Source organism: Okeania sp. SIO2F5 (assembly GCF_010692685.1).
GTDB classification, from domain to species: Bacteria; Cyanobacteriota; Cyanobacteriia; order Cyanobacteriales; family Microcoleaceae; genus Okeania; species Okeania hirsuta.
Genome location: NZ_JAAHGU010000003.1, coordinates 55268 through 79394 on the forward strand (window position 1 = coordinate 55268; position 24127 = coordinate 79394).

Consider the following 24127-nt stretch of genomic DNA (forward strand, 5'->3'; position numbering starts at 1 on the left):
TGTTTAAATTGATTTAGCTAGCCATAAATTAACTGATATGCAAACATCAATCACATTTTTTAGTCTATAGTTGATTTAAATACTAATCATTGACTGCTCTGTGAATTAAATTTACAGGGATTCTAATAAGTAGGCATAAATCAATATAAAACTAAGATATAGGTGTGAAGTGGGAGAAAAATTTAAGCCTCATCACAATTATTTTATTTATATATTAGTTTGACCAAAAAAATAAGGTCTTAAGCCTCCTCTTTGAAAAGGATAAAAAGCGGTCGTTAGCGTAGCTTCCCGTAGGGTGGGATGGCGAGGAAACCTCGCCATATCCAATCAACCAAGAGAAAAAAAAATCTGTATCTTCTCGCATCCCTATTGCCGGAGGTAATGAATTGACTTACCTATGTAAAATTTTTAAGTGCCTGGACAGCAAGATTCCTGAGAAACAGTTGCTCAAGTGAACATTTCCAACTAAACTAATATGGCAAATTGACTTACATAATCAGGAGAATCAAAAATTGCCCACTCTAGGTGTCAACATTGACCACGTTGCCACAATTAGACAAGCGCGACGAACTGTAGAACCAGATCCAGTAGCAGCAGCAATTTTAGCTGAACTTTCTGGTGCTGATGGTATTACTGTTCATCTGCGGGAAGACCGTCGCCATATTCAGGAACGAGATGTCCATATTCTGCGACAAACGGTGCGGACTCATTTGAATTTGGAGATGGCACCTACTACAGAAATGGTGGCGATCGCTCTGGATATTAAGCCTGATTATATTACTCTTGTACCAGAACGTCGCGAAGAAGTAACAACTGAAGGTGGTTTGGATGTTGCTAGTAATATCCCTCGTATGAGAGAGGTAGTAGCTCAGTTGCAAGGAGCAAATATTCCTGTCAGTATGTTTATTGATGCAGAAAAAGCCCAGATTGAAGCTTCCGCAGAAATTCAGGCTAAGTTTATAGAACTCCACACAGGATGTTATGCAGAAGCTACTGATGAGGCCACTCGCCATCAAGAATTGACGATTTTGGCAGATGGCTGCAAAATAGCGATCGCTGCTGGACTCCGAGTTAATGCTGGACATGGCCTCACTTATGGGAATGTTTATCCAGTTGCTTGTCTAGAAGGTATGGAAGAACTCAACATTGGTCATACAATAATTTCTAGGGCGGTACTTGTGGGTATGGAGCGAGCTGTCCGCGAGATGAAACAAGCCATTAATGAAAACCATTAATGGATAATGGATAATGGATAATGGATAATGGATAATGGATAATTACCTCTCCTTAAAAGTCAGAAGATTGACCAATAAGGAAAAAGTTTATTTTTTCCCCCTTGAAAGGGGAGGCAGAGTAAGCTGAATTGTTTAATTATTTAATTATTAATTATTCGGTAATTACTAATTTTTGTTTATTGATTGAAATGCAAACCTATTATTATGTTTTAGCTAGTAAAAAATTTTTACTAGAGGAAGAACCCCTGGAAGAGGTTTTTAGAGAACGCACCAGAGATTATCACGAAAAGGAAAAAGAAATAGATTTTTGGTTGGTTCCTCAACCTGTTTTTTTAGAAGCTCCAGAAATGGCTAATATTAAGGCTAAATGTCCTCAACCTGCTGCAGCGATTATTTCTACTAACCCTAAATTTATTACTTGGTTAAAGTTACGTTTGGAATCTGTAATTACAGGTGAATTTCAAGCACCTTCAGATTCTATCCCAGAACCTTTAGCTTCTGTTGAGGATGCTTCTGTGAAAGATTCTTGAAGAGAGAGTTAGGAGTCGGGGAGTCGGGGAGTCGGGGAGTCGGGGAGTCGGGGAGTCGGGGAGTCGGGGAGGTTGAATATTGAAGTAATTATAGAATTATCAACACATACGATATAACCGGATTATATAAAAATGATCTTCATCTATCTTGAGAATATATCAAATTATTCCCTCCTCTGTAGGGACATTGCATCCAACGTCTTTACTATTCCCTACTCCCTAATTTGTTGTTGGCCATGAATCAGACTCAAATGCAACTCAATAAATTCTGCTTGGGGGGCTTGAAAACTTTTATGGCCTCAGCTTTTTTATTTTTGTCATCCTTGACAATTGATACTAACTATGCTTTTGGTGTAGAAACTTGTCAACCCCCTGCTAATGACGAATACTTACTGGTAATAATTACAGAGACATCAGCAGCTCAAGATATAGTTAGACGGAGTTTACCGCCAGATATTATCATCGAAGTCTGTCGCTACATCGACCAGACTGTTAGTAGTATCCGAGGTTTTGATGACAAAGATGTGGCTAGTGATTGGGCGCGTTATATTCAGGACATTGTAGGGTTGTCTGCTTATGTGGTGAGACCTAGTGAAGAAACAACTCCATCAGATACTTCATTGCCAGCGCCTCCAGAAATAGGATTTAATCCTCAACCCCTGGGTACGGGTTTTGCAGTTTTAGTCGATTATAATAATCAACCAGAAATTGCTCTACAGTTAGAAAGAAGTTTAGGGCGTAATGTAGGTTTAGTTGCCTATGGACAAAAACCTTTCTTATTGGTTACATATACTAAGAATAGGAGAGCTGCTACAAACAGTTTGTTCAACTTAAGCGATCGCGGATTTTTAGCTTTTGTTGTGGATAGTAGTCGGGTAACATTAATTAGCCCTAGAATTAAATCAATCAATAACTAAAACTAGCAATCCAAGATACAGCTACTCCTAGAACAAAACCTGCTATTACCTGTACGGGAGTATGGCCTAATAACTCTTTGAGACGGTCTTGACTGAGATGGTGGTCTTCTTGGAAAAATTCATCGATAATTTGATTGAGAATTCGTGCTTGTAGTCCGGCGGCTTGACGAACTCCTGCTGCATCATACATGACTATGATGGCAAAAACTAAAGCCAGTGCAAACTCTGGACTCCCCCAACCTTTGGCTTGACCCACTCCTACTGCCAGTGCAGCTACAAATGCAGAATGAGAGCTGGGCATTCCTCCTGCTGTGACTAAAGCCTGTAAATTAATCTTACCATTTTGAACTAACTCCACCACTACCTTGACGACTTGGGCTATTCCACAAGCTAGGAGAGCAACCCATAGAACATGGTTATCCATGATTTCGCCAATATTTTGCATATTGTACTCCTAGTTACTGCGACTGACAATAAAATCTGCTAAGGCTATTAATGGCATGGCCTTTTCTCCAAAAACTTCTAACTCTGCCTTGGCATTCTCAATTAGTCTTTGAGCTTGACACCTAGATTCTTCTAATCCCCAAATAGCAGGATAGGTAGCTTTTTGAGCCTCAATATCCTTCCTGGCGGTTTTCCCTAGCTCTTCTGTCGTGGCAGTAATATCGAGAATATCATCAACTATTTGAAAAGCTAGACCAATATTTTGAGCATAACGGGAAAGTCTTTGTAGATTAGCTTGGGAAGCATTGGCAAGTATTGCTCCACAGACTACGCAAGCTTCTAAAAGAGCACCTGTTTTGTGAGTGTGGATAAAATGTAGTGTTTCTTCAGATACCTCTGAAAGTCCCTCTGAAGCCAAATCTACTACTTGGCCTCCGACTAACCCTGCTGCTCCCACAGCTTTTCCGAGACGAGCTATTACTTGTAGCACTTGCTGGGGTAGGACGTTCTTAGTTTGAGTAGCTACAAACTCAAAAGCGTAACTTAACAGACCATCCCCTGCCAGAATAGCAATATCCTCACCATAAACTTTATGATTTGTTAATTTACCTCGGCGATAGTCGTCGTTATCCATTGCGGGTAAGTCATCGTGGATCAATGACATAGTATGGATCATTTCTAATGCACAGGCAGTGGGCATTGCCATCTCTATATTTCCGCCTGATAACTCACAACTAGCCAAACAAAGAATTGGACGTAACCGCTTACCACCTGCTAATAGGGAATAGCGCATTGCCTCATAAATTTTGTCTGGATAGACTACGGTAATAGAATTGTCCAGAGCTTTTTCAACCAGAGCTTTTCGCTTTGCTAGATAGGTAGATAAGTCAAAAGTTGTATCTATTTGAAATTGAGGGAGCATGGGATTAATATTATGGCCACTATTTGGCATTAGCACCATAGATTATACACTTTATTGGTGGAAATCCTGAAAATTTATTTGAAGAAGGTTTTAGGTAGTAGTAGACTGACACAGCTAAGATGGGGAGATGGGGAGATGGGAAGATGGGGGGATAAAGATACCTAGAAACAAAAATCTATTGCAAAGTTTTAGGTGTACCACTCCAGTAGGTGGGTGTTATACAGAATCCGGTTATACAGTATATGTTGATAGTTCTATCCACACTCCCCTACTCTCCCAACTATATGACAAATTCTATAGTAACTGCCTGGTTGGTGTTTGATAATTAGGGCTTACCGTTCAAAGATAAAAGCATTGATATATAAAGGTTTTAGCTGTTTTTGCTTGAAAAAAGTGCGCCTGTTTTCGCTCAAGAAAGCTCAAAAAACTAGCATTTTGTGCAAGAGTTGGGCAGAAAAATTAAGGGACAAAACTTAGCTCCTACCTCCTCGCTCATTCCCATTTCTCCCCTCCACGGTCGGGGGAGGGGCGAGGGGTGGGTTGTCTCCTGTCTTCCCCTCCACGGTCGGGGGAGGGGCGAGGGGTGGGTTGTCTCCTCCCCTCACCCATAAGACTTTTTCAGCAAACCCTAATTACCCGATGTCCTAACTATAGTGGTGAATGCTATAAATAGCAGGATTCAATAGCGTTAAGAGCGATTATTCGCCAGTGAATGTATATTATTCTTATGTTTACTACTCCCCTGCTCCTCTACTCCTCTACTCCTCTACTCCCCACTCCTCTACTCCCCCACTCCCTTACTCCCCTACTCGAGTAAACTACTCCAGCGTTCTACTGTATTTTGTAATAATATTGCTACAGTCATCGGGCCTACTCCACCAGGCACGGGAGTAATAAATTCTGCTACCTCCGCTACGGAGTCAAATTGAACATCTCCTACTAACCGACTATTACCTGCCTCATCTGTGACTCGATTAATTCCTACATCTATTACTGTTGCTCCTGGTTTGACCATCTCCGCCGTAATCATTTCTGGCCTACCAACTGCTGCTATCAGAATATCTGCATTTCTGGTTATGGCCTCCAAATTCTGAGACCGAGAATGGGCAATAGTTACTGTACTATTAGCTTCTAATAACATTAATGCCATTGGTTTGCCGACTAAAATACTACGTCCTAATATCACTGCTTGTTTTCCCTGTAATTCTATTTTGTATTCTTGCAACAAGCGCATCACTCCCGCAGGAGTACAACTGCGTAAACCTTTTTCACCTCGAAGCAGTTGACCTAAATTCATGGGATGAAGTCCATCTACGTCTTTACTGGGGTCTGTTTGGTAGAGTAAAGAGGTAGAGTCTAAGTGTTCTGGTAGAGGTAGTTGGACGAGAATACCGTCTACTTCTGGATTTTGGTTTAATTGTTGAATAACTTGTGTTAATTCAGCTTGAGATGTTTGGGCCGGAAAATGTTTGCCAAAGGAGGATATCCCTACTTGACTACAGGCTTTTTCTTTGTTGCGGACATATACTGCACTGGCGGGGTTGTCTCCTACCATTAATACTGCTAACCCTGGAGGACGACCAATTTTGCTTTGCAAGGTCTGAACTTTTTGTTGGAGTTCTGCTTTGATTTTTTTGGCCAGTGCTTTACCGTCTAATTTTTTTACCATTTTTATTTCTTGTTTGAGCTTTGCTTTTAAATTTCTGTATCGGAATAGATTTCTTTATTTTTATTTTTGATTTTTAAAGTATATTTTCTTGTCAACATAAAAATAATAGTATGGTTATTAGTATCTAAAAGTAGATTTTGTGATGTTTTAAGTAAATAAAAATATTGTTGAATTTTGGGCGCTAAAAAATTCAATATAGAGTTAAATATTTTATTGGTATTATGGAACTATAAAGTATTTTTATTTGAAGACTAATATTTTAGTGGAATCTAGGGTAATTTCAGTTAAAATTTAACAGTTATCAGTATCTCAGGTTTAAGCTTGAGGCTTGAAATACTGAATTTTCTTTTTTTATCTTCTTGAAAGGACAGGTTTGATACCTTATTTCTTTAGTCAGGATGAAAGAATTCAACAATTAATAATTAACAATTACCGAAAAATTGTGGGTATGCGCCTCTCTTTTTAAAGGGATAAAAAAAAGAGACTATTCCTTATATCAAGCCTCTTTATTGCTGAAGGGTGCAGTTCCTCCGGAGGAGGCTAACTGATAACTGATAACTGATCACTGATAACTGAAATTACTTCTCCTTCAAAAAAGATGTTTTTTTCTTTTTTATCTTTGATGGGTAGAGGCTTTAAAGCTTAATTTTTCGGCGATATTAAAAAAAATTATAGCAGTCAAAGCAAAGGTTAGGATAGAACTAAAGCTGAAAACTCAGACAACGCCAGATTTCTTATTCTTACTTCTTCTTTCTTTCTTCTGCTATAACTCTAAATTTTAAGTATGATGAAAGTGATGGAAATAAATTTTATTTTTTTTAGTAATAATTATAAAACAATAGTTTAAATAAGGAAAAAAAGTTTTGATGAGAACCAGGGAAGCCATTAAGGAAGTCAGAAGTCAGAAGTCAGGAGTCATAAGTTATTTTTGTAACGGGAATTTGAGCCCCCTTCCAAAAATATTTCGCCTTAAAAGGCGGGGTTTTAGACCCAATTATTTTGATAAAAATATATTGAGAATGAATTTATTAAGGATATTGCAGAAGTTTCCATTTAGCTTTCTGTTTATTAGTTATTTCTGCTTAAATCCATTTTTTAATAAATTCAAAACTATTCTAATTCTGCTGTTAGTAACAAGTTTAATTAGTTGCGGAAAAATTACAGAAACAGCGATTAAATTAAATCTAAATGTGAGTCGAATTAGCAAAATTCAAACAAAGGGTAAAATCGATCGCCAAGTATATTTGAAAGGAACTGTAGAAAGTAAAGCTCCTTTCTTAGAAACTGGTGCTTATGAATTAACAGATGATACTGGCAGTATTTGGATATTTACTAAAGCAGAATTACCAGAGGTGGGAACGGAAATAACAATTAAAGGGAGAATAAGTTATCAAAGTATTGTGGTTCCTGAATTAGGTAACCAGGATGTGGGAGATTTCTATGTAGAAGAAATAGAACGAGTAGAAGTTGAAAATCAAAATCAAGAAGAAAATGAACAACAATAATTTACCTCATGTAGCGATCGCTATTCTTTACCGAGAAGGAAAATTTCTGATGCAACTCCGGGATAATATTCCGACTATTTTTTATCCTGGTGTTTGGGCTTTTTTTGGAGGTCATATCGAACCTGGAGAAACAGCAGAAGTGGCTCTGAAACGAGAATTAGCAGAAGAAATAAGTTATATTCCTGAGACAGTTTCCGAATTTGGTGTTTACTATGATGTTAAAGTTGTTCGTCATGTATTTCATGCTCCTTTAACTGTGGAATTAAAAGATTTGGTTTTGGGAGAAGGTTGGGATATGGGGTTATTAACTCCAGCAGAAATTAAGGCAGGTAAAGCTTATTCTGAGAATGCTGGAATGGAGCGATCGCTTGGTGAATTTCATCAAAAAATTCTCTTAGATTTTATCGATAAATATGATACTTTAATTGATTGAAACTTGGAAATTATTCTAGATAATTTTGTCTGCTGGTTACTGGGAATTAACCCTACTAATCTGGGAGTAATTAAAACAGAAATTATTTATCAAAATAATATGGGTCTAAAATCCCGCCTTTTAAGGCGAAATATTTTTGGAACCTTGCTCAAATCTCCTACTTCCCCTCCCCTCCTGGGAGGGGGAGGGGCGAGGGGTGGGTTGGGAGGGGTTAGGGGTGGGTTGACTTCTGACTTCTGACTTCTTTAAGAGGTACACCTATCGCGGGCAAGATGCCCGCACTACAATAATTTTACTATCCAAATTTGTACCTCATTTGTCCGAAATCTGCTGTAAGATTTCAAGTCAAAGAACTGATAACTGATAACTAATAACTGATAACTGAAATTATTTTGGCTTACGATAATACTTGTAAATATTTAGCAGAAACTTATGCCCCAAATTTTGTCCGTTGGTTACTGGGAATTAACCCTACTAATGTACAGGTAATAAAAACAGAAATTATTCCTGAACCTATTCGTTCTGATGCTTTGATTTTGCTACAAATTGACAATAAAATCTTGCATCTAGAATTTCAAACTTTCCCTTACTCTAATCCACCTATTCCCTATAGAATGCTCAAATATTGGACGTTGCTTTATGGGAAATATTGGTGTGATATTGAGCAAGTGGTTATTTTGTTAAAAGAGATTGATTCAGAATTGGCTTTTGAAAATAAATTTGAAAGGCAAAATACTCGGCATTCTTATCGAGTCATTAGACTTTGGGAGGAGGAGTCGGCACCTTTTCTTGCTGATAATGCTTTATTACCATTAGCAACTTTAACTCGTAGCGAAAGTCCGACAGCTTTATTGTCACAAGTAGCAGATAGAATTGGTAAAATAGAAGAGCCAGATCGACAAAGAAATATTTCTGCTGCTGCGGAAATACTAGGGGGTTTAAGGTTTGATAAAAATTTAATTCGTCAACTTTTGAGGGAGGAAATAATGAAAGAGTCTGTAATTTATCAGGATATTCTTCAGAAAGGAGAAAAAATTGGTGAACAACGTGGCGAACAACGTGGTTTACAAACAGGTTTAAACAGAGGTAAACAACAGGGAGAAGCTGAAATTATTATCACATTAATAACTCACAGATTCGGAGATATTTCTGAGGAAATAGAAGCTAAAATTCGGAGTTTATCTATTTCTCAGTTGAATGAGTTAGCGATCGCCCAATTGAATTTTACTTCTATGGATGATTTGGTTAATTGGTTAAATGAATCTGAGAATTAATTAGTAGTTTTGTCAATCTGAATTTTGAGGAATTTGATGACTGGAGAATTTAATATTCTGATTCAAATTCCTTTTTTACTTGAATAGAATGGTAACAAATGAAAGAATCTGTAATTTATCAGGATATTTTCCAGACAAGTTTTGAACGAGGTTTCCAAAGAGGTTTTGAGCGGGGTTTTTAAAGAGGTTTTGAATGGGGTTTAAAACAGGGAATAGCTAAAATAATTATCCGTTTTCTGACTCATAGTTTGGGAATTATTTCTGAAGAAATGGAAGCTAAAATTTGGAGTTTATCTATTTCTGAGTAGGATGAACTTGTAGATGCTCAGTTCAATTTTACTTCTATAGATGATTTGATGAATTGGTTAAGTAAATCTCAGAATTCAAAAGCTGGTAGGGGTGGTTTTGAAGAATAAATGGCTAATTTCTCAAGAGTTTTGGTTAAACTTGTCTCTACTTACTTTTGACTTCTGACTTCCCGTCACCAACACCATCACACAAATGCTTATCGCTTTCACTAACATCAGGGTTATTTTCTAGGTAGTCGCGCATCCAGTTGCAAGCCCACTCATGGAGGCGATCGAACTTCCAGCTATTCCACAATTTCACAGTTTTATCCGAACTTGCAGTTGCAATAGTCTCCCCATCGGGGCTGAATGCTACTTCCCAGACATAACCCTGATGCCCAGTCAAAGTTTGCAGCAACTTACCATCGCGCCCCCACAATTTCACCGTTTTATCCGAACTTGCAGTTACAATAGTTTCCCCATTGGGGCTGAATGCTACTGCCGAGACACTACCCTGATGCCCAGTCAAAGTTTGCAGCAACTTACCATCGCGCCCCCACAATTTCACAGTTTTATCCCAACTTGTAATTACAATATTTTCCCCATTGGGGCTGAATGCTACTGCCGAGACACCACCCTGATGCCCAGTCAAAGTTTGCAGCAACTTACCATCATGCCCCCACAATTTCACCGTTTTATCCGAACTAGCAGTTGCAATAGTCTCCCCATCGGGGCTGAATGCTATTGCCCAGACATAACCATGATGCCCAGTCAAAGTTTGCAGCAACTTACCATCGCGCCCCCACAGTTTCACCGTTTTATCCAAACTAGCAGTTGCAATAGTCTCCCCATCGGAACTGAATACTACTGCTAAGACACCACCATGGTGCCCAGTCAAAGTTTGCAGCAACTGACTATAGCGCCCCCACAGTTTCACCGTTTTATCCAAACTAGCAGTTGCAATAGTCTCCCCATCGGAACTGAATACTACTGCTAAGACACCACCCTGATGCCCAGTCAAAGTTTGCAGCAACTGACTATAGCGCCCCCACAGTTTCACCGTTTTATCCAAACTAGCAGTTGCAATAGTCTCCCCATCGGAACTGAATACTACTGCTAAGACACCACCCTGATGCCCAGTCAAAGTTTGCAGCAACTTACCATCATGCCCCCACAATTTCACCGTTTTATCTAAACTAGCAGTTGCAATAATCTCCCCATCGGGGCTGAATGCTACTGCCGAGACACCACCCTGATGCCCAGTCAAAGTTTGCAGCAACTTACCATCATGCCCCCACAATTTCACCGTTTTATCCGCCGAACTAGCAGTTGCAATAGTCTCCCCATCGGGGCTGAATTCTATTGCCGAGACACCACCCTGATGCCCAGTCAAAGTTTGCAGCAACTTACCATCATGCCCCCACAATTTCACCGTTTTATCCAAACTAGCAGTTGCAATAATCTCTCCATCGGGGCTGAATGCTACTGCCGAGACACCACCCTGATGCCCAGTCAAAGTTTGCAGCAACTTACCATCATGCCCCCACAATTTCACCGTTTTATCCGCCGAACTAGCAGTTGCAATAGTCTCCCCATCGGGGCTGAATGCTATTGCCGAGACACCACCCTGATGCCCAGTCAAAGTTTGCAGCAACTTACCATCGCGCCCCCACAATTTCACCGTTTTATCCGCCGAACTAGCAGTTGCAATAGTCTCCCCATCGGGGCTGAATGCTATTGCCGAGGCACCACCCTGATGCCCAGTCAAAGTTTGCAGCAACTTACCATCGCGCCCCCACAATTTCACCACCGTTTTATCCCTTAAAGGAGTAGAATTATCAGAACTAGCAGTTGCAATAGTCTCCCCATCGGGGCTGAATGCTATTGAGACATAACCCTGATGCCCAGTCAAAGTTTGCAGCAACTTACCATCGCGCCCCCACAATTTCACCACCGTTTTATCCCTTAAAGGAGTAGAATTATCAGAACTAGCAGTTGCAATAGTCTCCCCATCGGGGCTGAATACTACTACTGAGACATCATCCTCATGCTCAGTCAAACGGTTACGCTCTAGGTAGATTCGATATTCATATATAAGTTGCCTGAGAAAATCTGTTATTTGCATTTTGCTGTCATCCTGAAGTTGGAATATTAGGTTAGGGCGTGGTAGTTGTTTCACTGCTCTTAAAGCTTGGAGCAGCGCCTCAAAATCTTGACCAGATTCAAACAATAGTTTAGACGTAAAATTTTTACGCATTGCTTCAGTTTCGGCAACCCTAAGATTTGCCTGAATAGTCCTCACTCCAGCTATAGCCGCTGTTATAAACGATAGTGCCAAGACAGCAAAACTAAACTTCAGTCGCCTTTCTACTTTCCGTTTCGCCTCATCTAATATTTTGTTTGCCTCTATCATTGCCTTTTTTTCTGCCGACTGAGAAGCAGATAAAAACTTATAGTCGCGATCGCTCAAACTTTTACCCTTCGACCACACCAAAGCATCATCCAAGGCTTGACCCCGCAGCAGTCGTGACTCATCTTGATATCCCGACTCCTTCCAAGCGGTAAATGCGTCAGAGTAGGGGCGTAACTTTGCCAACTCTTGCTCTACCCACTGGGGATTAAACACTTGTTGATATATATGATTAGTAACCTGCAACTGGCCTTGACGTTTGACAACCAAACCTGTGAGGCGGAGTTCCATTTGTTCAGGATTGTCATTTGCTAAGATCCCCCCCAACCCCCCCTTGTTAAGGGGGGGTTTTTCTTGTTCTTCTGGTTTCCCTCTTTCTAAAGGGGACGGAAGGGGGATATCTTCTGGTCTCCCCCTTTTCAAGGGGGACGGAAGGGGGATCGAATTTAAAACCTGCTGATACAACCCCAACAACCGACTTGCCCGTTTTTCATTAACTAAAAGGCGATCGCGAATTGTCCGTAAATGTTCTGGGTTATCGTGAGATTCCCAATTATTAATAATATAAGTCCTAACCAACTCTCCCACATCGGGAGTACAGCTATGATTATTTTTAACAATTATTTGGCACAACTTTTGAGTTAAAAAAGGTTGTCCACCAGTCCATTTTAAAACTTCAGCTAATACCTGTTCTGGATTTTCTACCCTATTTTTTAGACCAGGAATTAAAACCTCTTTTGCTTCATCTAAACTAAATCCCGTTAAATCAATAGATTTACCAATATTAAAAGGAGTACGTTCTCTATCTTGAATTAAATCTGATACTGTAGCTACTCCCAACAGACAAAATGTCAGACGTTCGTAATCTCGATTATCAACACGCTGATTATAACAAGCACGGATAAAAGCAAAAAAATCATCCTTAAACTTTAGCTTAATCATACTGTCAATTTCATCAACAAATATTACTAGAGTTTGCGAGAATTCTACCAACAATACATCCTCAATGAACTCTCTCAAACGTTGTACCGGAGTTGCAGCACTATGTTCCTGCCACCAATGATTTAATTTTACCTTTTCTCTCAAACGAAATCCTCGTAATAACTCAGAAGCAAATCCTTCATACCAAGCATCTTGAGTGACATGACTACCAATTTTTGTAACATCTATAGACGCACATTTTAGCCCTTCCTTTTCAAGCTGTTTCATTGCCCGAACCCGTAAACTAGATTTACCCATTTGTCGTGAGTTCAGCACATAACAAAAATCCCTATTTCTTAAAGCATCAATTAGCAAGCGATCGCCTTCTCGTTTGACGTAGGTGGGGTGTGTATATTTTAAACTTCCACCGACTTTATAATAGTTAGTAGGTGACAACATATAATTTCAAGAATTTAGAATTTAGAATTTAGAATTTAGAATTACCTCTTCTTATAAATAAATAGCTGATAGATGACTGCTGAATGCTTAGATTTTATAGACGTTCCTGGAAGTATATATGATACAAACGATACCGAGGCATTACTTTGTTTCCTTCTCTAGTAATTAATCCCATACTATATAATTTATGGGATTGAATAGAATCAATTTGCACTGATACCTTAGAATTAACTACTTGTTTAAAAGCAGCTTTTAGCTCTGGATTTTCATTTAGTGTATTCAAATGTCGGCGCAAATGTCTTTCATAAATTCCAGCATCAGTAGTAGCATCCTCTAACAATTTTTTTAAGGTAACTTCTTGACGTACCAATTTATCAAATGCCAGTTTGATTAAATAAGGATGACCCCCGACATTTTCCATTAAAGACTTAATTTCATCGTTAGTTAAATTAAGTCGAATTTGTTGTGCCCAATTTTTAATTTCCTCTTGATTAAAATCTCTTAACTCTATTAAAGCTTCGACATTAAACGGAGATTTATTCAAGTCTAAGCGTCCATAATCTTCTGTGGAATGAACTACAATTAAACGTAATTTTTCCCAAACATCAATAGTATTTGCCTCTTCATGCCAACTTCGTAATAGAGGTAAAAAATCTTGATAAATATCTGGGTAATCAAACAATTTATCAACATTATCTAATGCTAAAAGTAGAGGATTTTCCAAATTTTCCATAACTGCTTCTAAATAATTTGTAGCGCTGATAGTGTTACCTGTGACATCATTCCAATTTTCGGTTATTCTCGGTAAATTATCTGGCAGGTGCTTTTGGATATAAGCACAGAAACACCGCATAAATATATCCAGGTCTTTAAACTTTTCTTTTGGCAATTTTAGGAAATCTAATCTAACAGTATAATAATTTTTTTGCTTAGTATAGTTAACAATTTGGTTTAAAAGCAAAGTTTTGCCCATTTTGCAAGGTGCTTTAATTGGTATTAAAGCCCCCGGTTCTAAGATTTTTTCATAACAAATAGATTCAATGGGTTGTCGCTCAATATAAATTTCTTTTTTTCCTTCAGAATAACTGCTGATTTCTGATAATTCTTGTTTCTGCCATTTCCGCTTCAAAGCCTCTCGAAAATTTTTCTTACGCACCTCCTCTCCTAATGCTTCTGAAAGTTTATCCCATAACTTTTTGCCATAATCCCCTCTCAGAGTATCTGTGCTATAATTATATTATTTTGCAATTTCATGATATTTATCGCCATTCCAAGCACCTTTAATAATTATTTTTTCAACATCACTGAGGTATTTTCCTGTCTTTTCAAATACAGCTTTATCTGCAAGTTTTTCTGCTATTTCATAAGTAAATTCAACTTCTAAGTTCATGGATAGTTTAGAAATCTAGACTTTTTACCAATCCTATCATATAAATTGATTTACTATCCAAAACATATAAATCCATACTTTTCCATACTTTTCCATACATTTTTGTGAAACTGCATAAATTTTCCGTATTTTATATGTCAATTATTTCCTTACATTTTCCCATTGTTAGCCTAATTATAAAATGTAAATATAGAAGACAACAAAGAAATTAATAAATTTCAACGATGACTACATTTAATAATAATCAAAACTCCACCTCTACCACAACGGAAAAACCCGTAATTCAAGAACACCTACGCCAAGAAAAATTAAGCTTTAATCTTGCTCTAAACTTAACTAGAATTAGTGCAATTATTATAATAACAATTTTAGGATTTTTTATGTCAGGAAAAATCTCTGAAACAACAGCAGTAACAGCAAGTGAAATTGCATCAAAACTTGTCATTGTAGGTCTAAAAATGACAAAATATACTAATGAAAGACGTGATAAATAGTAACCTAATTTAAAGAAGAAGATTAGAATAAACTACAGGTAGGGTGGGCAAATCTTTATCCACCCTACTAAAATTACATAAGACATTTATGACAAAATACTCACAATTCTGAAAAATGAATCAAAACTATCAAGTCTGGACAAAAGCAGACCTTGCACAAAAATATCTTTCTGGCGTCAGGAGTGCTATTCCTTTAGCTACTGAACAAATTGAAATTATTCTGAGAATTATTCAGACGACTAGACCTCAAGTAAATAACTTTTTAGATTTAGGTTGTGGTGATGGTATTTTAGGTCAAGCAATTCTCAGTCAATACCCTAATTCTCAAGGAGTATTTTTAGACTTTTCAGAATCAATGATTGAAGCTGCAAAAAGTAAAGTTGCCGATGATTATCAAGCTAATTTAGAATTTATCAATGAAGATTATGGTTTGCCAGAATGGGTAAATAAACTTCAGGAAAAAGCACCATTTGATGTAGTCGTCTCAGGATTTTCTATTCATCATCAACCAGACATCAGAAAACAAGAAATATATCAATAAATTTACCAATTATTAAAGCCAGGAGGATTATTTTTGAATTTGGAACACGTTGCCTCCCCATCTAAATTAATTGAGCAATTATTTGATGAACTATTTGTTGATTCTCTCTATGCTTTTCATCAAAATCAAGGCAATAAAAATCAATCTAGGGAAGAAATTAATCAACAGTATTATAGTCGCCCAGATAAAGAAGCAAATATTCTTGCTCCTGTAGAAACTCAATGTGATTGGTTAAGAAAGATAGGTTTTATTCATGTTGATTGTTTTCTGAAATTGTTTGAAATAGCCTTATTTGGCGGAATTAAACCAGAAGCTTAAATGGAAGGAAGAGGGAAGAAGGAAGAAGGAAGAAGGCAGGAGGGAAAGAAAGGTTCAAGGCCAGAAGTTTTTTTATAATATAAAATCCGGATAATTACTATATCCAAGTCATTGCGACGGTCACTCCGTGGAAGGTTTGTGTAGCATTCCGTAAGGAAAGCAATCTCAAGGGTGCGCGGAGATTGCTTCCTAGCGTCGCAATGACGACTGTTTAACCGGATTTGATATATAGCAATGTGCGCTGGCATATTTACAAATTACAGAATGTGTCCAATAGCTAAAAGTCTTAGACTATAAGCTTTTTATTCTCCTGTTGCCTATTGCCTGTTGCCTGCGCACAGCGCTATAACTGATTATCGGAATATGATATTAGCTATCTTTAGTCATCTTTTAGATGACTTCTGCTTTGAGCCAAGAAATTTATTTCTTGGCTTGGCGGATTCGCTGATAACTGATAACTGATAACTGATAACTGATAACTGAAATCTACCCTTGGCGCAAAAAACACAAAATCAGTAGGCACGATCGCTTCAATATTTGGGTCATAACCACCTACTTGATTAGTACGCAACACCCACAAGGAAGCACCAAACTGGAGAAAAATCATCGCTAGTTGGTCGTTAGTAAACCGAGGTAGGAGCGATCGCCAACTCCCTACAACTTGCCATAAAGTTTTTAGAGGAGTCTCTACAGGAAACCCCCCTAAAGTTGTTGCTTCCGAACGCCAGTCTGCTCGTGCTTTTCCCAAGGGTGTTAAGTGATTTTCCAAAGCTTTCACTAGATTGACTAATTGTGTAAAACGCTGAGTTTGCTCATCATCAGGATGTTCTCTGAGCCATTTCATAATTAAAGGATTTAATTTTAACTGAGCTACCATCCGGTTTAAAGCTGTATACAGTGCTTGACTTGAATCTTGCACGCAGGAGTTTATGGGACTAACAGCAGTTGCACCAGTACCATCCCCAGTCCGATAACGAGCTGCCATGACATCAAGTTCTTGCACTATAGAACTGAGTGGAGAAAATTTGATACCGTTAAAATCATAATCTTCGGTCATGGGTTTAAACTTAATGATAATTTCTGAAGTAGGACGCGTTCCTAACCATCCCCATTGCCGATCGCCCATATATTTCATCCAAGATATAGTACCAGCAACAATACCATCACAGTTATGAGTATAGATTTGCCGATATTCTAGATTTAACTGGAGTTCATTTGCTAAAGGTTCCCGTACTACCTTTGTTATTCCAAAAGCAAAATGACCGAAAAATATTCCCAAGGGGGAAAATTCTGGTTTTTTGCCACCAATACCTCCATAGACGTGCATGAATAGAGCTTGTTCGCCTTCTTCCCAGACTCCGGTTTGGGAAATTTCACTCTGTTGTTTTTCTGTAGGGTTGAGCAAAATATTTGCAATGTCTCCTTTCGGAGCAACCTGGTTTTGCCAATATTTATAATTGATGTAGTCTAATGTGGCTTTTTTTCCAGAGATTATTTTCTGGGGTTTAACAGAAAATAAAGCACGAGGAGCGATCGCTTGTACGACAAATTTACCCTGAGCATTCTTCGCTCCATAAATATACCAACCCTTTCCATTTACAGGAGAATTTTCTAAACCTTGGTTCTGAGAAGGTGAAATACCATTGCGGTCAACAATGACAGAAGGAATATAAATAATTTCTTCAACACCATCAAATTCCTGAGAGTTGGAATTATAGTGACGCACTCGAAATAAGTCTTCTCCTACAAACTGGATAATTTTCACCAACCCATAAAAACAACCAGAAATTTGAATTGGTTCGCGACTAATATATAAACTGAGGCGACCTATACCAGTATTTTCAACTACTACAGGTTCCGGTAAAGCCACAATCAGATCGTCTTCCGGTCTAGCACCTGCTAAAGATTCTAGAGGATCGACATTTTGCCAATTATCAATCCGCTCTGGATGAATATTTCCCTCTGTCTTACTCACCCTTACGCGATCGACAAAATTAACATCTGTAGTAACAAGTTGAACATAAGTTTGTAAATGAGAGTCATCACCCCAACGTAAATTCACAACCTGTCCGACGCGGTGTTTATTTTCTGAATCTGTCATCAGCAGTTCCAACAATACACCTTTAACCTCCTCCCTTTCCTCAGCAGTCGGTAAAATTAAACGTCCTACCCATTTACTAATAGGTTGATAGAGTTGCGAATCAACAGATTGAATTAAAGGATAATAACTAGGATGATTACATAAAGACTGCTTGTAGAGTTCATAATTACTAACAGTTCTAAAATCTTCAGGATTTAACCCTGTTGCTACCCAATTTTTGGTTAAAATTCCAGAAATAATATCCAGTGTTTGCTGTAAGTGAGTACGACCATCTGGAAGCATAGCTGTTCCCATCGGACCAATTTCATCGTTATGAGCAACCGGACCCAGAGAAATAAAACTAATTTTCCCCCGACGTTTAGCATGATTCCAATTAGATAAGAACATAATCGGCCATCTTCCAGGAAACATTATCGGACCTAATCGTTCTACACTATCCTTTTCTCCCACTAGGTGATACAGACGTTCTACTACCATTGCTCCAGTATTGCCACTGATTACCCCCGCCAAAGAAATCGCCTCAATGGGTGCCCCTGTAGCTTGCTTGAGAAAAGGCACCGCCCCCATAGACATTTGACCGCCTCCACTGTAACCAATCAGAGCGATCGGTTTTTGACTACCGAGAGGATAACCAAAATAGAGGAGACTATCAAATAACACTTGTGCTAATCCTTGATTTTGAATCAGACTGTAACGAGGGTCTGCTGCAACAGCAACCGCTGCAACATTACGAAGATTAATAATACCAGCGATAGGGTTATTAGGATTTCTCTGAGCAATAGAATCAAGGATGTTCCACAAAAATGCTAAAGGTCGGTCTGTTGTTAGAGAACGGTTTGTGGCAGAGTAGGGCATAATACCTTTGATAATTACTACATCTGGTGGTGTAGCATTAGCTAGGCGATCGAGAAAATTTTCAACTATGGGTAGGTATTGGTAGGAACCTTGGTTGATGCCATCCAAGTATAAGACATAAATAGAAGCATTTTGGCGGTCTGGTACTTCTTCGACTAAACTACCTGAATATCTGAGAGTTGGTGGTTCATACCATCCTGCCCACCAGGTTAACGATTCTAGGGGAGTGAAAATTATTGAACAGAAAAGTGCAATTAGACTTATATATATTAAGTTAATGGTTAGTTTAAAGGTGTCATTCAGGGCAGTGTACCAAATGGTGAAAAAGTTTTGAGATAGGGGTGATAAAAGGATAACGATGGAAAAAGCAATAATTCCTACAACTATATATTTGATGATAGGTTTAATTTTTTGCTTTTGCTGTTTATCTGTTTTTTGGGGTAATAGGTCGGTGCTAATCTGGAAGGAACTAGATTGGTTTCCTGCCATGACAATTTCTTTTAGTTCTTGTTTATCTGTTACTAACTCAGTTCCAGCAGCAAGATTTAATAGCCATCTACCAAAAGCAGTAATAGGAGGACCAATGGTGCGTTGTGATACCTGATGTACAATCCATCCTAAAATATTACAAGCAAATGCTGCCCAAATATTCAGTTGTGTGATTTCTTGTATTGCTCTTATTTCTGCCAGTAAACTCCACAGAGTCAGTAGAACACTGATAGGAATGCCAAAATATGGTAATCCAATGAGAAAGCTTAACATCTGGGGTGCATAACTCAACCCCAGAGTACGGATAACTGTCAGTAATTCTAAGTTGATATTAAAGATGAGGTGACTGACTAACCAAAGACTGATTGCCCAAAACCCAAAACTAAAGACAAATATAATCGCTGAAATTCCCAGACTGAGAACAAAGCGTAATCGTTTAACCTTGTTAATGAATAGTACAACACATTGAGCGATCGCTTGTGCTAAACCAGCAATTAAGACTACAGTTAATGCTACCTGAATGCCTTGGGGCAAACTATTAATTTGGTTATAAACTTCTGGGTTTAGGGTTGATGCACCTGATATGAGGTGCCAGAATTGGTCGAAAGCTTTTCCTGTCATGGTTTTAATTTCACAAAAATAGGTAGAACTCCGGGGTTCTCCTATAAGGGAATGTTTTATGGGATAGAAACTATGTTATATCATGTTCGGTTTGAATACTTATACATAACTGTTGTGAGGAGTCAGTCCTCAGGAGTCAGGAGGGCAGCAAGAAATAAGAGGAGGAAAAAGAGAAAATTTTTTCGTTTGCTGGCGCACAACGCGCGTTAACGCGGAGCGCGGAACAGAGTTATATCGCGCTCTTATCCGGATATGGTCCGAAGTGGTTATTTAAAGAGACATGATATAAAACCCCGCCTTTTAATACCAAATTCAAAAAAGGCCGTTACAGTATTAATCTCTAAATTCCGACCAGCAGAGAAAACCACTGTAGCAATATTTTATGAAATTAGTTGGAGGGAGGCTCAAATTCCCTACTTCCCCTCCTGGGAGGGGTTAGGGGTGGGTTAACTTTTGACTTCTGACTTTGTTAACCCTCCCCCCCTTTAATACCAAATTCAAAAAAGGTCATTACAGTATTAATCTCTAAATTCCGACCAGTAGACAAAAGCACTGTAGCAATATTTCATGAAATTGGTATAAGGCGAAATGTGTTTGGAGGAAGGCTCAAATTCCCTACTTCCCCTCCCAGGAGGGGTTAGGGGTGGGTTAACTTTTGACTTCTGACTTTGTTAACCCTGACCAGTTAAAGCATCTGCAAACGGATCGGGCAAAGCTTCTTGTACTTCCATGTCTTCATTGTCTTCAACAGATAAATCATCACTATTTAGATTTTTTTTTAAAAAATTTTGGTTGTGTTGGTGCCGAGTAAAATCTTGTAATCTTACTAACTCCTGTTGATAAACAGAAATAATTTTTGCCAGAGACTCTGCCACTTCATTCCAACTTTCATCATCTACAATTTTTTCAGCAATTCCTTGAAATAAATCTCCACTTTGATTTTTTTGAACATACTCCCTCAATAATTTTCCAGATTTTTGTAAAGCAGCCTGATACGCTTCTCCATCAGACCACCAAAGTCCGGGCTGATTCAATAACCAAGTCAAAATATATTCCTGAGCGTGTTGCTCTTTTACCCAATTAGCAAGATACTTTAATTCATCCATAAATTACCTCTTGAATTATGCCAATTATCAATACTAATACTATGTTTAATTCGACTCTCAAAACAAACATCTTTCACGTTTTACTCCAAAGTGATGGAGAACGTATTATTACTTCGGAATTAAGTTCTTCTGTATTTCCTTAGTCCGACTGTAGGGGCAAAGGGCTGTTTGCCTACTTTGACCGCTAGCTAAATGTAGCAAAATTTTTAATATAGCAGAAGGAAGAAGGAAAAATCTGACGTTGTCTGAGTTTTAAACTTTTGATATGTCAAATACAGTAATGGCGATCGCTATATTTGCTATGAGAAAGGAGAGTTTAATTTCCTAAATTTCAAAATTATTAGATTTTTTTCTATACAATTTACTCAAAACTAACAATAATAACCATCAGCATATCTGACAACTCTAACTATACTAATTTTTGGCTGCCCTGAATACAAATAAATATAGCACTCGGGGCAGTTGTGTAAAATTATCTGGCAAAAAGGAAGCACTGGAGCTTCGCATAGGGAACAGGAATCGTAGTTTCATACTTTCTGGGAAAAGTTAATAGCCTTTAATTTTATACCTTACTAATAATTTTATACCCTACTAAACTTTTAAATAATTACCTTTTCTTCAAAAAAGAGGATTGACTAAAAAAATATAAGAATGATTTTTTTTCTCAAAAGGAGAGTCTTAAAACCTAAAAATATTAATTATTCAGTGAATTTATTGAGTTTTTAATAATCTCTCTTGGTGCGGGTTCCTTTAATACTTTAGTCGTCGCGGGGTCTACTGGTTTTTTGCCTAGTGGATTCAGTCTACAATTCTTGTATTGATTAGTGTAATCTATCAGCCATCGGTGAACCTTTCCCAAAAGGTAGCTTGCCTTCCTTAATAGTTTATCTTTTTTGCCCAAAGAAAATTAACATCTTTTTTCTAGTAAAACACAAAGCTTTTTTAATTTATTACACTTGATACTTTTATTCTCCATCTATCTAATAGTTTAGATAAATGTTTATAATTAATTGATTATTTAGCTTCATTTCATTTAACACTTTGTACAAATTATGATTTTGATTTACTTTTAATTGGTCATCAATTATGAACAATATTTTATTGATTTATTTCCCAAATATACTGCTAGCGTTACTAAGTTTCTCTCCTTTAGTGTGCTAGAAAAAATATTAATTTCTTATATAATTACGGGAGGTTATAGAGTTATATATTATGCACAGTTTATTCTACAGTAAATCAAAGATAATATTGGGAGCCTTCTAAATATAGTAATTATGAACTTCACTTTATAATTAAGACAAAATAAAAAAAAATAATTCCCTGATAATAATATAGATTATAATTTTACGTTTAGTTAAACTTTAAACTATTGAAGCAAATTATCTATAACACTGAATTGATTGATACAGAATTATTAATTTGTATTAAATACGTTTTTTTGTATCAAGCTATACTTGAAATCTTAAAAAAAACCTTTACTAGAAAAAGTCAAAAAAAAACACCTGTAATCTAAAAACTGTACTTAAAATTTAGTAGAGAAACTCAGGGAAGTCAAAAGATTATGGGACAGCAAAAATTTGGTGTTATCGGTCTAGCTGTAATGGGAGAAAACCTAGCTCTCAACGTAGAACGCAATGGATTTCCCATCTCCGTATACAATCGCAGTAGCGATAAAACCGAGAAATTTATGGCAGAGCGGGCACAAGGTAAAAACGTCCATGCTGCTTACACTCTAGAAGATTTTGTCCAATCTCTAGAAAGACCCCGCAGAATCCTAGTTATGGTAAAAGCAGGAGGACCAGTTGATAAAGTCATCGAACAACTAAAACCTCTCCTAGACAAAGATGATATGATTATCGACGGTGGTAACTCCCTCTACGAAGACACAGAACGTCGCACTAAAGATTTAGAATCCACCGGACTAGGTTTCATGGGGATGGGAGTTAGTGGTGGTGAAGAAGGAGCTTTATGGGGACCTAGTTTAATGCCAGGCGGTACAGAGGCTTCCTACAAAGAGTTAGAAGCAATTTTAACTAAAATAGCAGCTCAAGTTGATGATGGTCCTTGTGTCACTTACATCGGTCCTGGTGGTGCTGGTCATTATGTAAAAATGGTACACAACGGCATTGAGTACGGCGATATGCAGTTAATTGCTGAAGCTTATGACTTACTCAAAAATGCTGTTGGTATTAGTAACGAACAACTCCATGAAATTTTTGCTGAGTGGAATAAAACTCCTGAGTTGGAATCTTTCTTAATTGAAATTACCGCCGACATCTTTACCAAGAAAGATACTGAAACTAGCAATCATCTAGTTGATATGATTATTGACTCTGCCGGACAAAAAGGTACAGGTAGATGGACGGTAATTAATGCTTTAGAGTTGGGTGTTGCTGTTCCAACTATTACCGCTGCTGTTAATGCTCGGATTATGTCTGGTATTAAGGATGAGCGTGTAGCAGCTTCTAAAGAATTAACAGGTCCGACTGGTAAGTATGAAGGCGATGCCAAAGTTATGATCGACAAGGTTCGGGATGCTTTGTATTGTTCTAAGATTTGTTCTTATGCTCAAGGTATGGCATTGTTGGCTGCCGCATCCAAGGAATTTAATTACAATCTGAATTTGGGTGAGTCGGCGCGAATTTGGAAAGGTGGTTGTATTATTCGGGCTGGATTTTTGAATAAAATTAAGAAAGCTTTTGATGAAAATCCTGGTCTACCTAATTTATTGTTAGCACCAGAGTTTAAGCAGACTATTCTAGATCGCCAAGATGCTTGGAGGGAAGTTGTTGCCACTGCTGCTAATTTAGGATTACCTGTTCCTGCCTTTAGTGCTTCTCTGGATTATTTTGATAGTTATCGTCGAGCAACTTTACCTCAAAACTTGACTCAGGCTCAACGGGATTATTTCGGTGCTCACACTTATGAGCGTACTGATAAACCTCGTGGTGAATTCTTCCACACTGAGTGGCCTAGTAAGTAATTCTTTCTGTCTGTTTGACATACTCCCGACGTTGCCCTTACGGGACAACGCGGGATTCTTCAACTCGCAAGTAAACGAATCGCAGTTTCGTGTGAGGTGATGTTCTCCCCCTGTGTTGATAATAATCCTATTTTCTGTATCAGAAGTGCTGAGTTATAGATTAAAGTCAACGACTCCCTCACCAGAGGCGTTGCTCTCCAAAACGGAGCGTGAAAATTTCTCT

At 38.0% G+C, this 24127-nt stretch carries 20 protein-coding genes; 12 read left to right on the plus strand and 8 right to left on the minus strand.

The window, feature by feature from the left end; genetic code table 11:
* Positions 1–512: 512 nt before the first annotated feature.
* The 3 genes from F6K27_RS01310 to F6K27_RS01320 all read left to right on the plus strand — a co-directional run bounded on the left by F6K27_RS01310 (position 513) and on the right by F6K27_RS01320 (position 2682).
* Entirely contained in the window at positions 513–1235 is a 723-nt protein-coding gene (locus tag F6K27_RS01310) for a pyridoxine 5'-phosphate synthase (protein WP_287276913.1), read from the plus strand.
* A 188-nt stretch (positions 1236–1423) separates the two neighbouring features.
* Positions 1424–1765, plus strand: coding sequence for an MgPME-cyclase complex family protein (locus F6K27_RS01315; RefSeq protein ID WP_124143846.1), 342 nt, complete (start codon positions 1424–1426; stop codon positions 1763–1765).
* Positions 1766–2058: 293 nt separating this feature from the next.
* Positions 2059–2682 carry a hypothetical protein gene (locus F6K27_RS01320; protein WP_287276911.1) on the plus strand — a complete coding sequence of 208 codons (624 nt, stop codon included), beginning with the start codon at positions 2059–2061 and terminating at the stop codon, positions 2680–2682.
* On the opposite strand, the gene F6K27_RS01325 is transcribed toward F6K27_RS01320, so the two are convergent.
* The 3 genes from F6K27_RS01325 to folD all read right to left on the minus strand — a co-directional run bounded on the left by F6K27_RS01325 (position 2672) and on the right by folD (position 5717).
* The gene (locus F6K27_RS01325; RefSeq protein WP_124143844.1) at positions 2672–3127 is read right to left on the minus strand and encodes a divergent PAP2 family protein; all 456 of its coding nucleotides are present in this window, start codon (positions 3125–3127) and stop codon (positions 2672–2674) included. The two genes, F6K27_RS01320 and F6K27_RS01325, sit on opposite strands and share 11 nt — an antisense overlap.
* 9 nt (positions 3128–3136) lie before the next feature.
* Positions 3137–4078 carry a geranylgeranyl diphosphate synthase CrtE gene (gene crtE / locus F6K27_RS01330; protein ID WP_240038834.1) on the minus strand — a complete coding sequence of 314 codons (942 nt, stop codon included), beginning with the start codon at positions 4076–4078 and terminating at the stop codon, positions 3137–3139.
* 775 nt (positions 4079–4853) lie between these two features.
* Entirely contained in the window at positions 4854–5717 is an 864-nt protein-coding gene (gene folD / locus F6K27_RS01335; RefSeq protein WP_124143843.1) for a bifunctional methylenetetrahydrofolate dehydrogenase/methenyltetrahydrofolate cyclohydrolase FolD, read from the minus strand.
* A gap of 1190 nt (positions 5718–6907) precedes the next feature.
* On the opposite strand from folD, the gene F6K27_RS01340 reads away from it, so the two are divergent.
* From F6K27_RS01340 to F6K27_RS01355, 4 genes are all read left to right on the plus strand, one after another.
* The gene (locus F6K27_RS01340) at positions 6908–7222 is read left to right on the plus strand and encodes a hypothetical protein (protein ID WP_287284013.1); all 315 of its coding nucleotides are present in this window, start codon (positions 6908–6910) and stop codon (positions 7220–7222) included.
* A complete protein-coding gene (locus F6K27_RS01345) occupies positions 7209–7655 on the plus strand; it encodes an NUDIX hydrolase (RefSeq protein WP_287274582.1) in 447 nt (148 codons plus the stop codon). Before F6K27_RS01340 ends, F6K27_RS01345 begins: the two co-directional genes overlap by 14 nt.
* A gap of 3 nt (positions 7656–7658) precedes the next feature.
* The gene (locus tag F6K27_RS01350; RefSeq protein WP_287274584.1) at positions 7659–7895 is read left to right on the plus strand and encodes a hypothetical protein; all 237 of its coding nucleotides are present in this window, start codon (positions 7659–7661) and stop codon (positions 7893–7895) included.
* A gap of 152 nt (positions 7896–8047) precedes the next feature.
* The gene (locus tag F6K27_RS01355; RefSeq protein ID WP_287274585.1) at positions 8048–8929 is read left to right on the plus strand and encodes a DUF4351 domain-containing protein; all 882 of its coding nucleotides are present in this window, start codon (positions 8048–8050) and stop codon (positions 8927–8929) included.
* A 453-nt stretch (positions 8930–9382) separates the two neighbouring features.
* On the opposite strand, the gene F6K27_RS01360 is transcribed toward F6K27_RS01355, so the two are convergent.
* The 3 genes from F6K27_RS01360 to F6K27_RS01370 form a co-directional block, all read right to left on the minus strand.
* The gene (locus F6K27_RS01360; protein WP_287284016.1) at positions 9383–13006 is read right to left on the minus strand and encodes an AAA-like domain-containing protein; all 3624 of its coding nucleotides are present in this window, start codon (positions 13004–13006) and stop codon (positions 9383–9385) included.
* Between the two features lie 94 nt (positions 13007–13100).
* Positions 13101–14162 carry an AAA-like domain-containing protein gene (locus F6K27_RS01365; protein WP_287274591.1) on the minus strand — a complete coding sequence of 354 codons (1062 nt, stop codon included), beginning with the start codon at positions 14160–14162 and terminating at the stop codon, positions 13101–13103.
* An 81-nt stretch (positions 14163–14243) separates the two neighbouring features.
* Positions 14244–14396, minus strand: a complete 153-nt coding sequence (locus F6K27_RS01370) for a hypothetical protein (protein ID WP_287274593.1) — start codon at positions 14394–14396, stop codon at positions 14244–14246.
* Positions 14397–14620: 224 nt separating this feature from the next.
* On the opposite strand from F6K27_RS01370, the gene F6K27_RS01375 reads away from it, so the two are divergent.
* The 3 genes from F6K27_RS01375 (at position 14621) to F6K27_RS01385 (ending at position 15749) form a co-directional block, all read left to right on the plus strand.
* A complete protein-coding gene (locus F6K27_RS01375; protein WP_287274594.1) occupies positions 14621–14890 on the plus strand; it encodes a hypothetical protein in 270 nt (89 codons plus the stop codon).
* 115 nt (positions 14891–15005) lie between these two features.
* Positions 15006–15431: a methyltransferase gene (locus F6K27_RS01380; RefSeq protein WP_287274596.1), complete on the plus strand. Its 426-nt coding sequence runs from the start codon at positions 15006–15008 to the stop codon at positions 15429–15431.
* A gap of 33 nt (positions 15432–15464) precedes the next feature.
* Complete coding sequence (locus F6K27_RS01385) at positions 15465–15749, plus strand: hypothetical protein (RefSeq protein ID WP_287274598.1); 285 nt, start codon at positions 15465–15467, stop codon at positions 15747–15749.
* Positions 15750–16128: 379 nt separating this feature from the next.
* On the opposite strand, the gene F6K27_RS01390 is transcribed toward F6K27_RS01385, so the two are convergent.
* Together F6K27_RS01390 and F6K27_RS01395 are read right to left on the minus strand one after the other, a co-directional pair.
* The gene (locus F6K27_RS01390; protein WP_287274600.1) at positions 16129–19815 is read right to left on the minus strand and encodes a peptidase; all 3687 of its coding nucleotides are present in this window, start codon (positions 19813–19815) and stop codon (positions 16129–16131) included.
* Between the two features lie 671 nt (positions 19816–20486).
* Positions 20487–20921 (minus strand): hypothetical protein, encoded by a 435-nt coding sequence (locus tag F6K27_RS01395; RefSeq protein WP_287274601.1) that lies wholly within the window; start codon positions 20919–20921, stop codon positions 20487–20489.
* 17 nt (positions 20922–20938) lie between these two features.
* On the opposite strand from F6K27_RS01395, the gene F6K27_RS01400 reads away from it, so the two are divergent.
* Both F6K27_RS01400 and gnd read left to right on the plus strand, forming a co-directional pair.
* Entirely contained in the window at positions 20939–21064 is a 126-nt protein-coding gene (locus F6K27_RS01400) for a hypothetical protein (protein WP_287274603.1), read from the plus strand.
* A 1418-nt stretch (positions 21065–22482) separates the two neighbouring features.
* Positions 22483–23904, plus strand: a complete 1422-nt coding sequence (gnd, locus tag F6K27_RS01405; protein ID WP_287274605.1) for a decarboxylating NADP(+)-dependent phosphogluconate dehydrogenase — start codon at positions 22483–22485, stop codon at positions 23902–23904.
* The last annotated feature ends 223 nt before the right edge of the window (positions 23905–24127 follow it).

Bases quoted from the DNA above. Each gene is read 5' to 3' on its own strand.
- F6K27_RS01315 (WP_124143846.1), top strand. From the start codon at position 1,424: ATGCAAACCTATTATTATGTTTTAGCTAGTAAAAAATTTTTACTAGAG.
- F6K27_RS01320 (WP_287276911.1), top strand. From the start codon at position 2,059: ATGGCCTCAGCTTTTTTATTTTTGTCATCCTTGACAATTGATACTAAC.
- F6K27_RS01325 (WP_124143844.1), bottom strand. From the start codon at position 3,127: ATGCAAAATATTGGCGAAATCATGGATAACCATGTTCTATGGGTTGCT.
- crtE (WP_240038834.1), bottom strand. From the start codon at position 4,078: ATGCCAAATAGTGGCCATAATATTAATCCCATGCTCCCTCAATTTCAA.
- folD (WP_124143843.1), bottom strand. From the start codon at position 5,717: ATGGTAAAAAAATTAGACGGTAAAGCACTGGCCAAAAAAATCAAAGCA.
- F6K27_RS01345 (WP_287274582.1), top strand. From the start codon at position 7,209: ATGAACAACAATAATTTACCTCATGTAGCGATCGCTATTCTTTACCGA.
- F6K27_RS01360 (WP_287284016.1), bottom strand. From the start codon at position 13,006: ATGTTGTCACCTACTAACTATTATAAAGTCGGTGGAAGTTTAAAATAT.
- F6K27_RS01370 (WP_287274593.1), bottom strand. From the start codon at position 14,396: ATGAACTTAGAAGTTGAATTTACTTATGAAATAGCAGAAAAACTTGCA.
- F6K27_RS01375 (WP_287274594.1), top strand. From the start codon at position 14,621: ATGACTACATTTAATAATAATCAAAACTCCACCTCTACCACAACGGAA.
- F6K27_RS01380 (WP_287274596.1), top strand. From the start codon at position 15,006: ATGAATCAAAACTATCAAGTCTGGACAAAAGCAGACCTTGCACAAAAA.
- F6K27_RS01390 (WP_287274600.1), bottom strand. From the start codon at position 19,815: ATGACAGGAAAAGCTTTCGACCAATTCTGGCACCTCATATCAGGTGCA.
- F6K27_RS01395 (WP_287274601.1), bottom strand. From the start codon at position 20,921: ATGGATGAATTAAAGTATCTTGCTAATTGGGTAAAAGAGCAACACGCT.
- F6K27_RS01400 (WP_287274603.1), top strand. From the start codon at position 20,939: ATGCCAATTATCAATACTAATACTATGTTTAATTCGACTCTCAAAACA.
- gnd (WP_287274605.1), top strand. From the start codon at position 22,483: ATGGGACAGCAAAAATTTGGTGTTATCGGTCTAGCTGTAATGGGAGAA.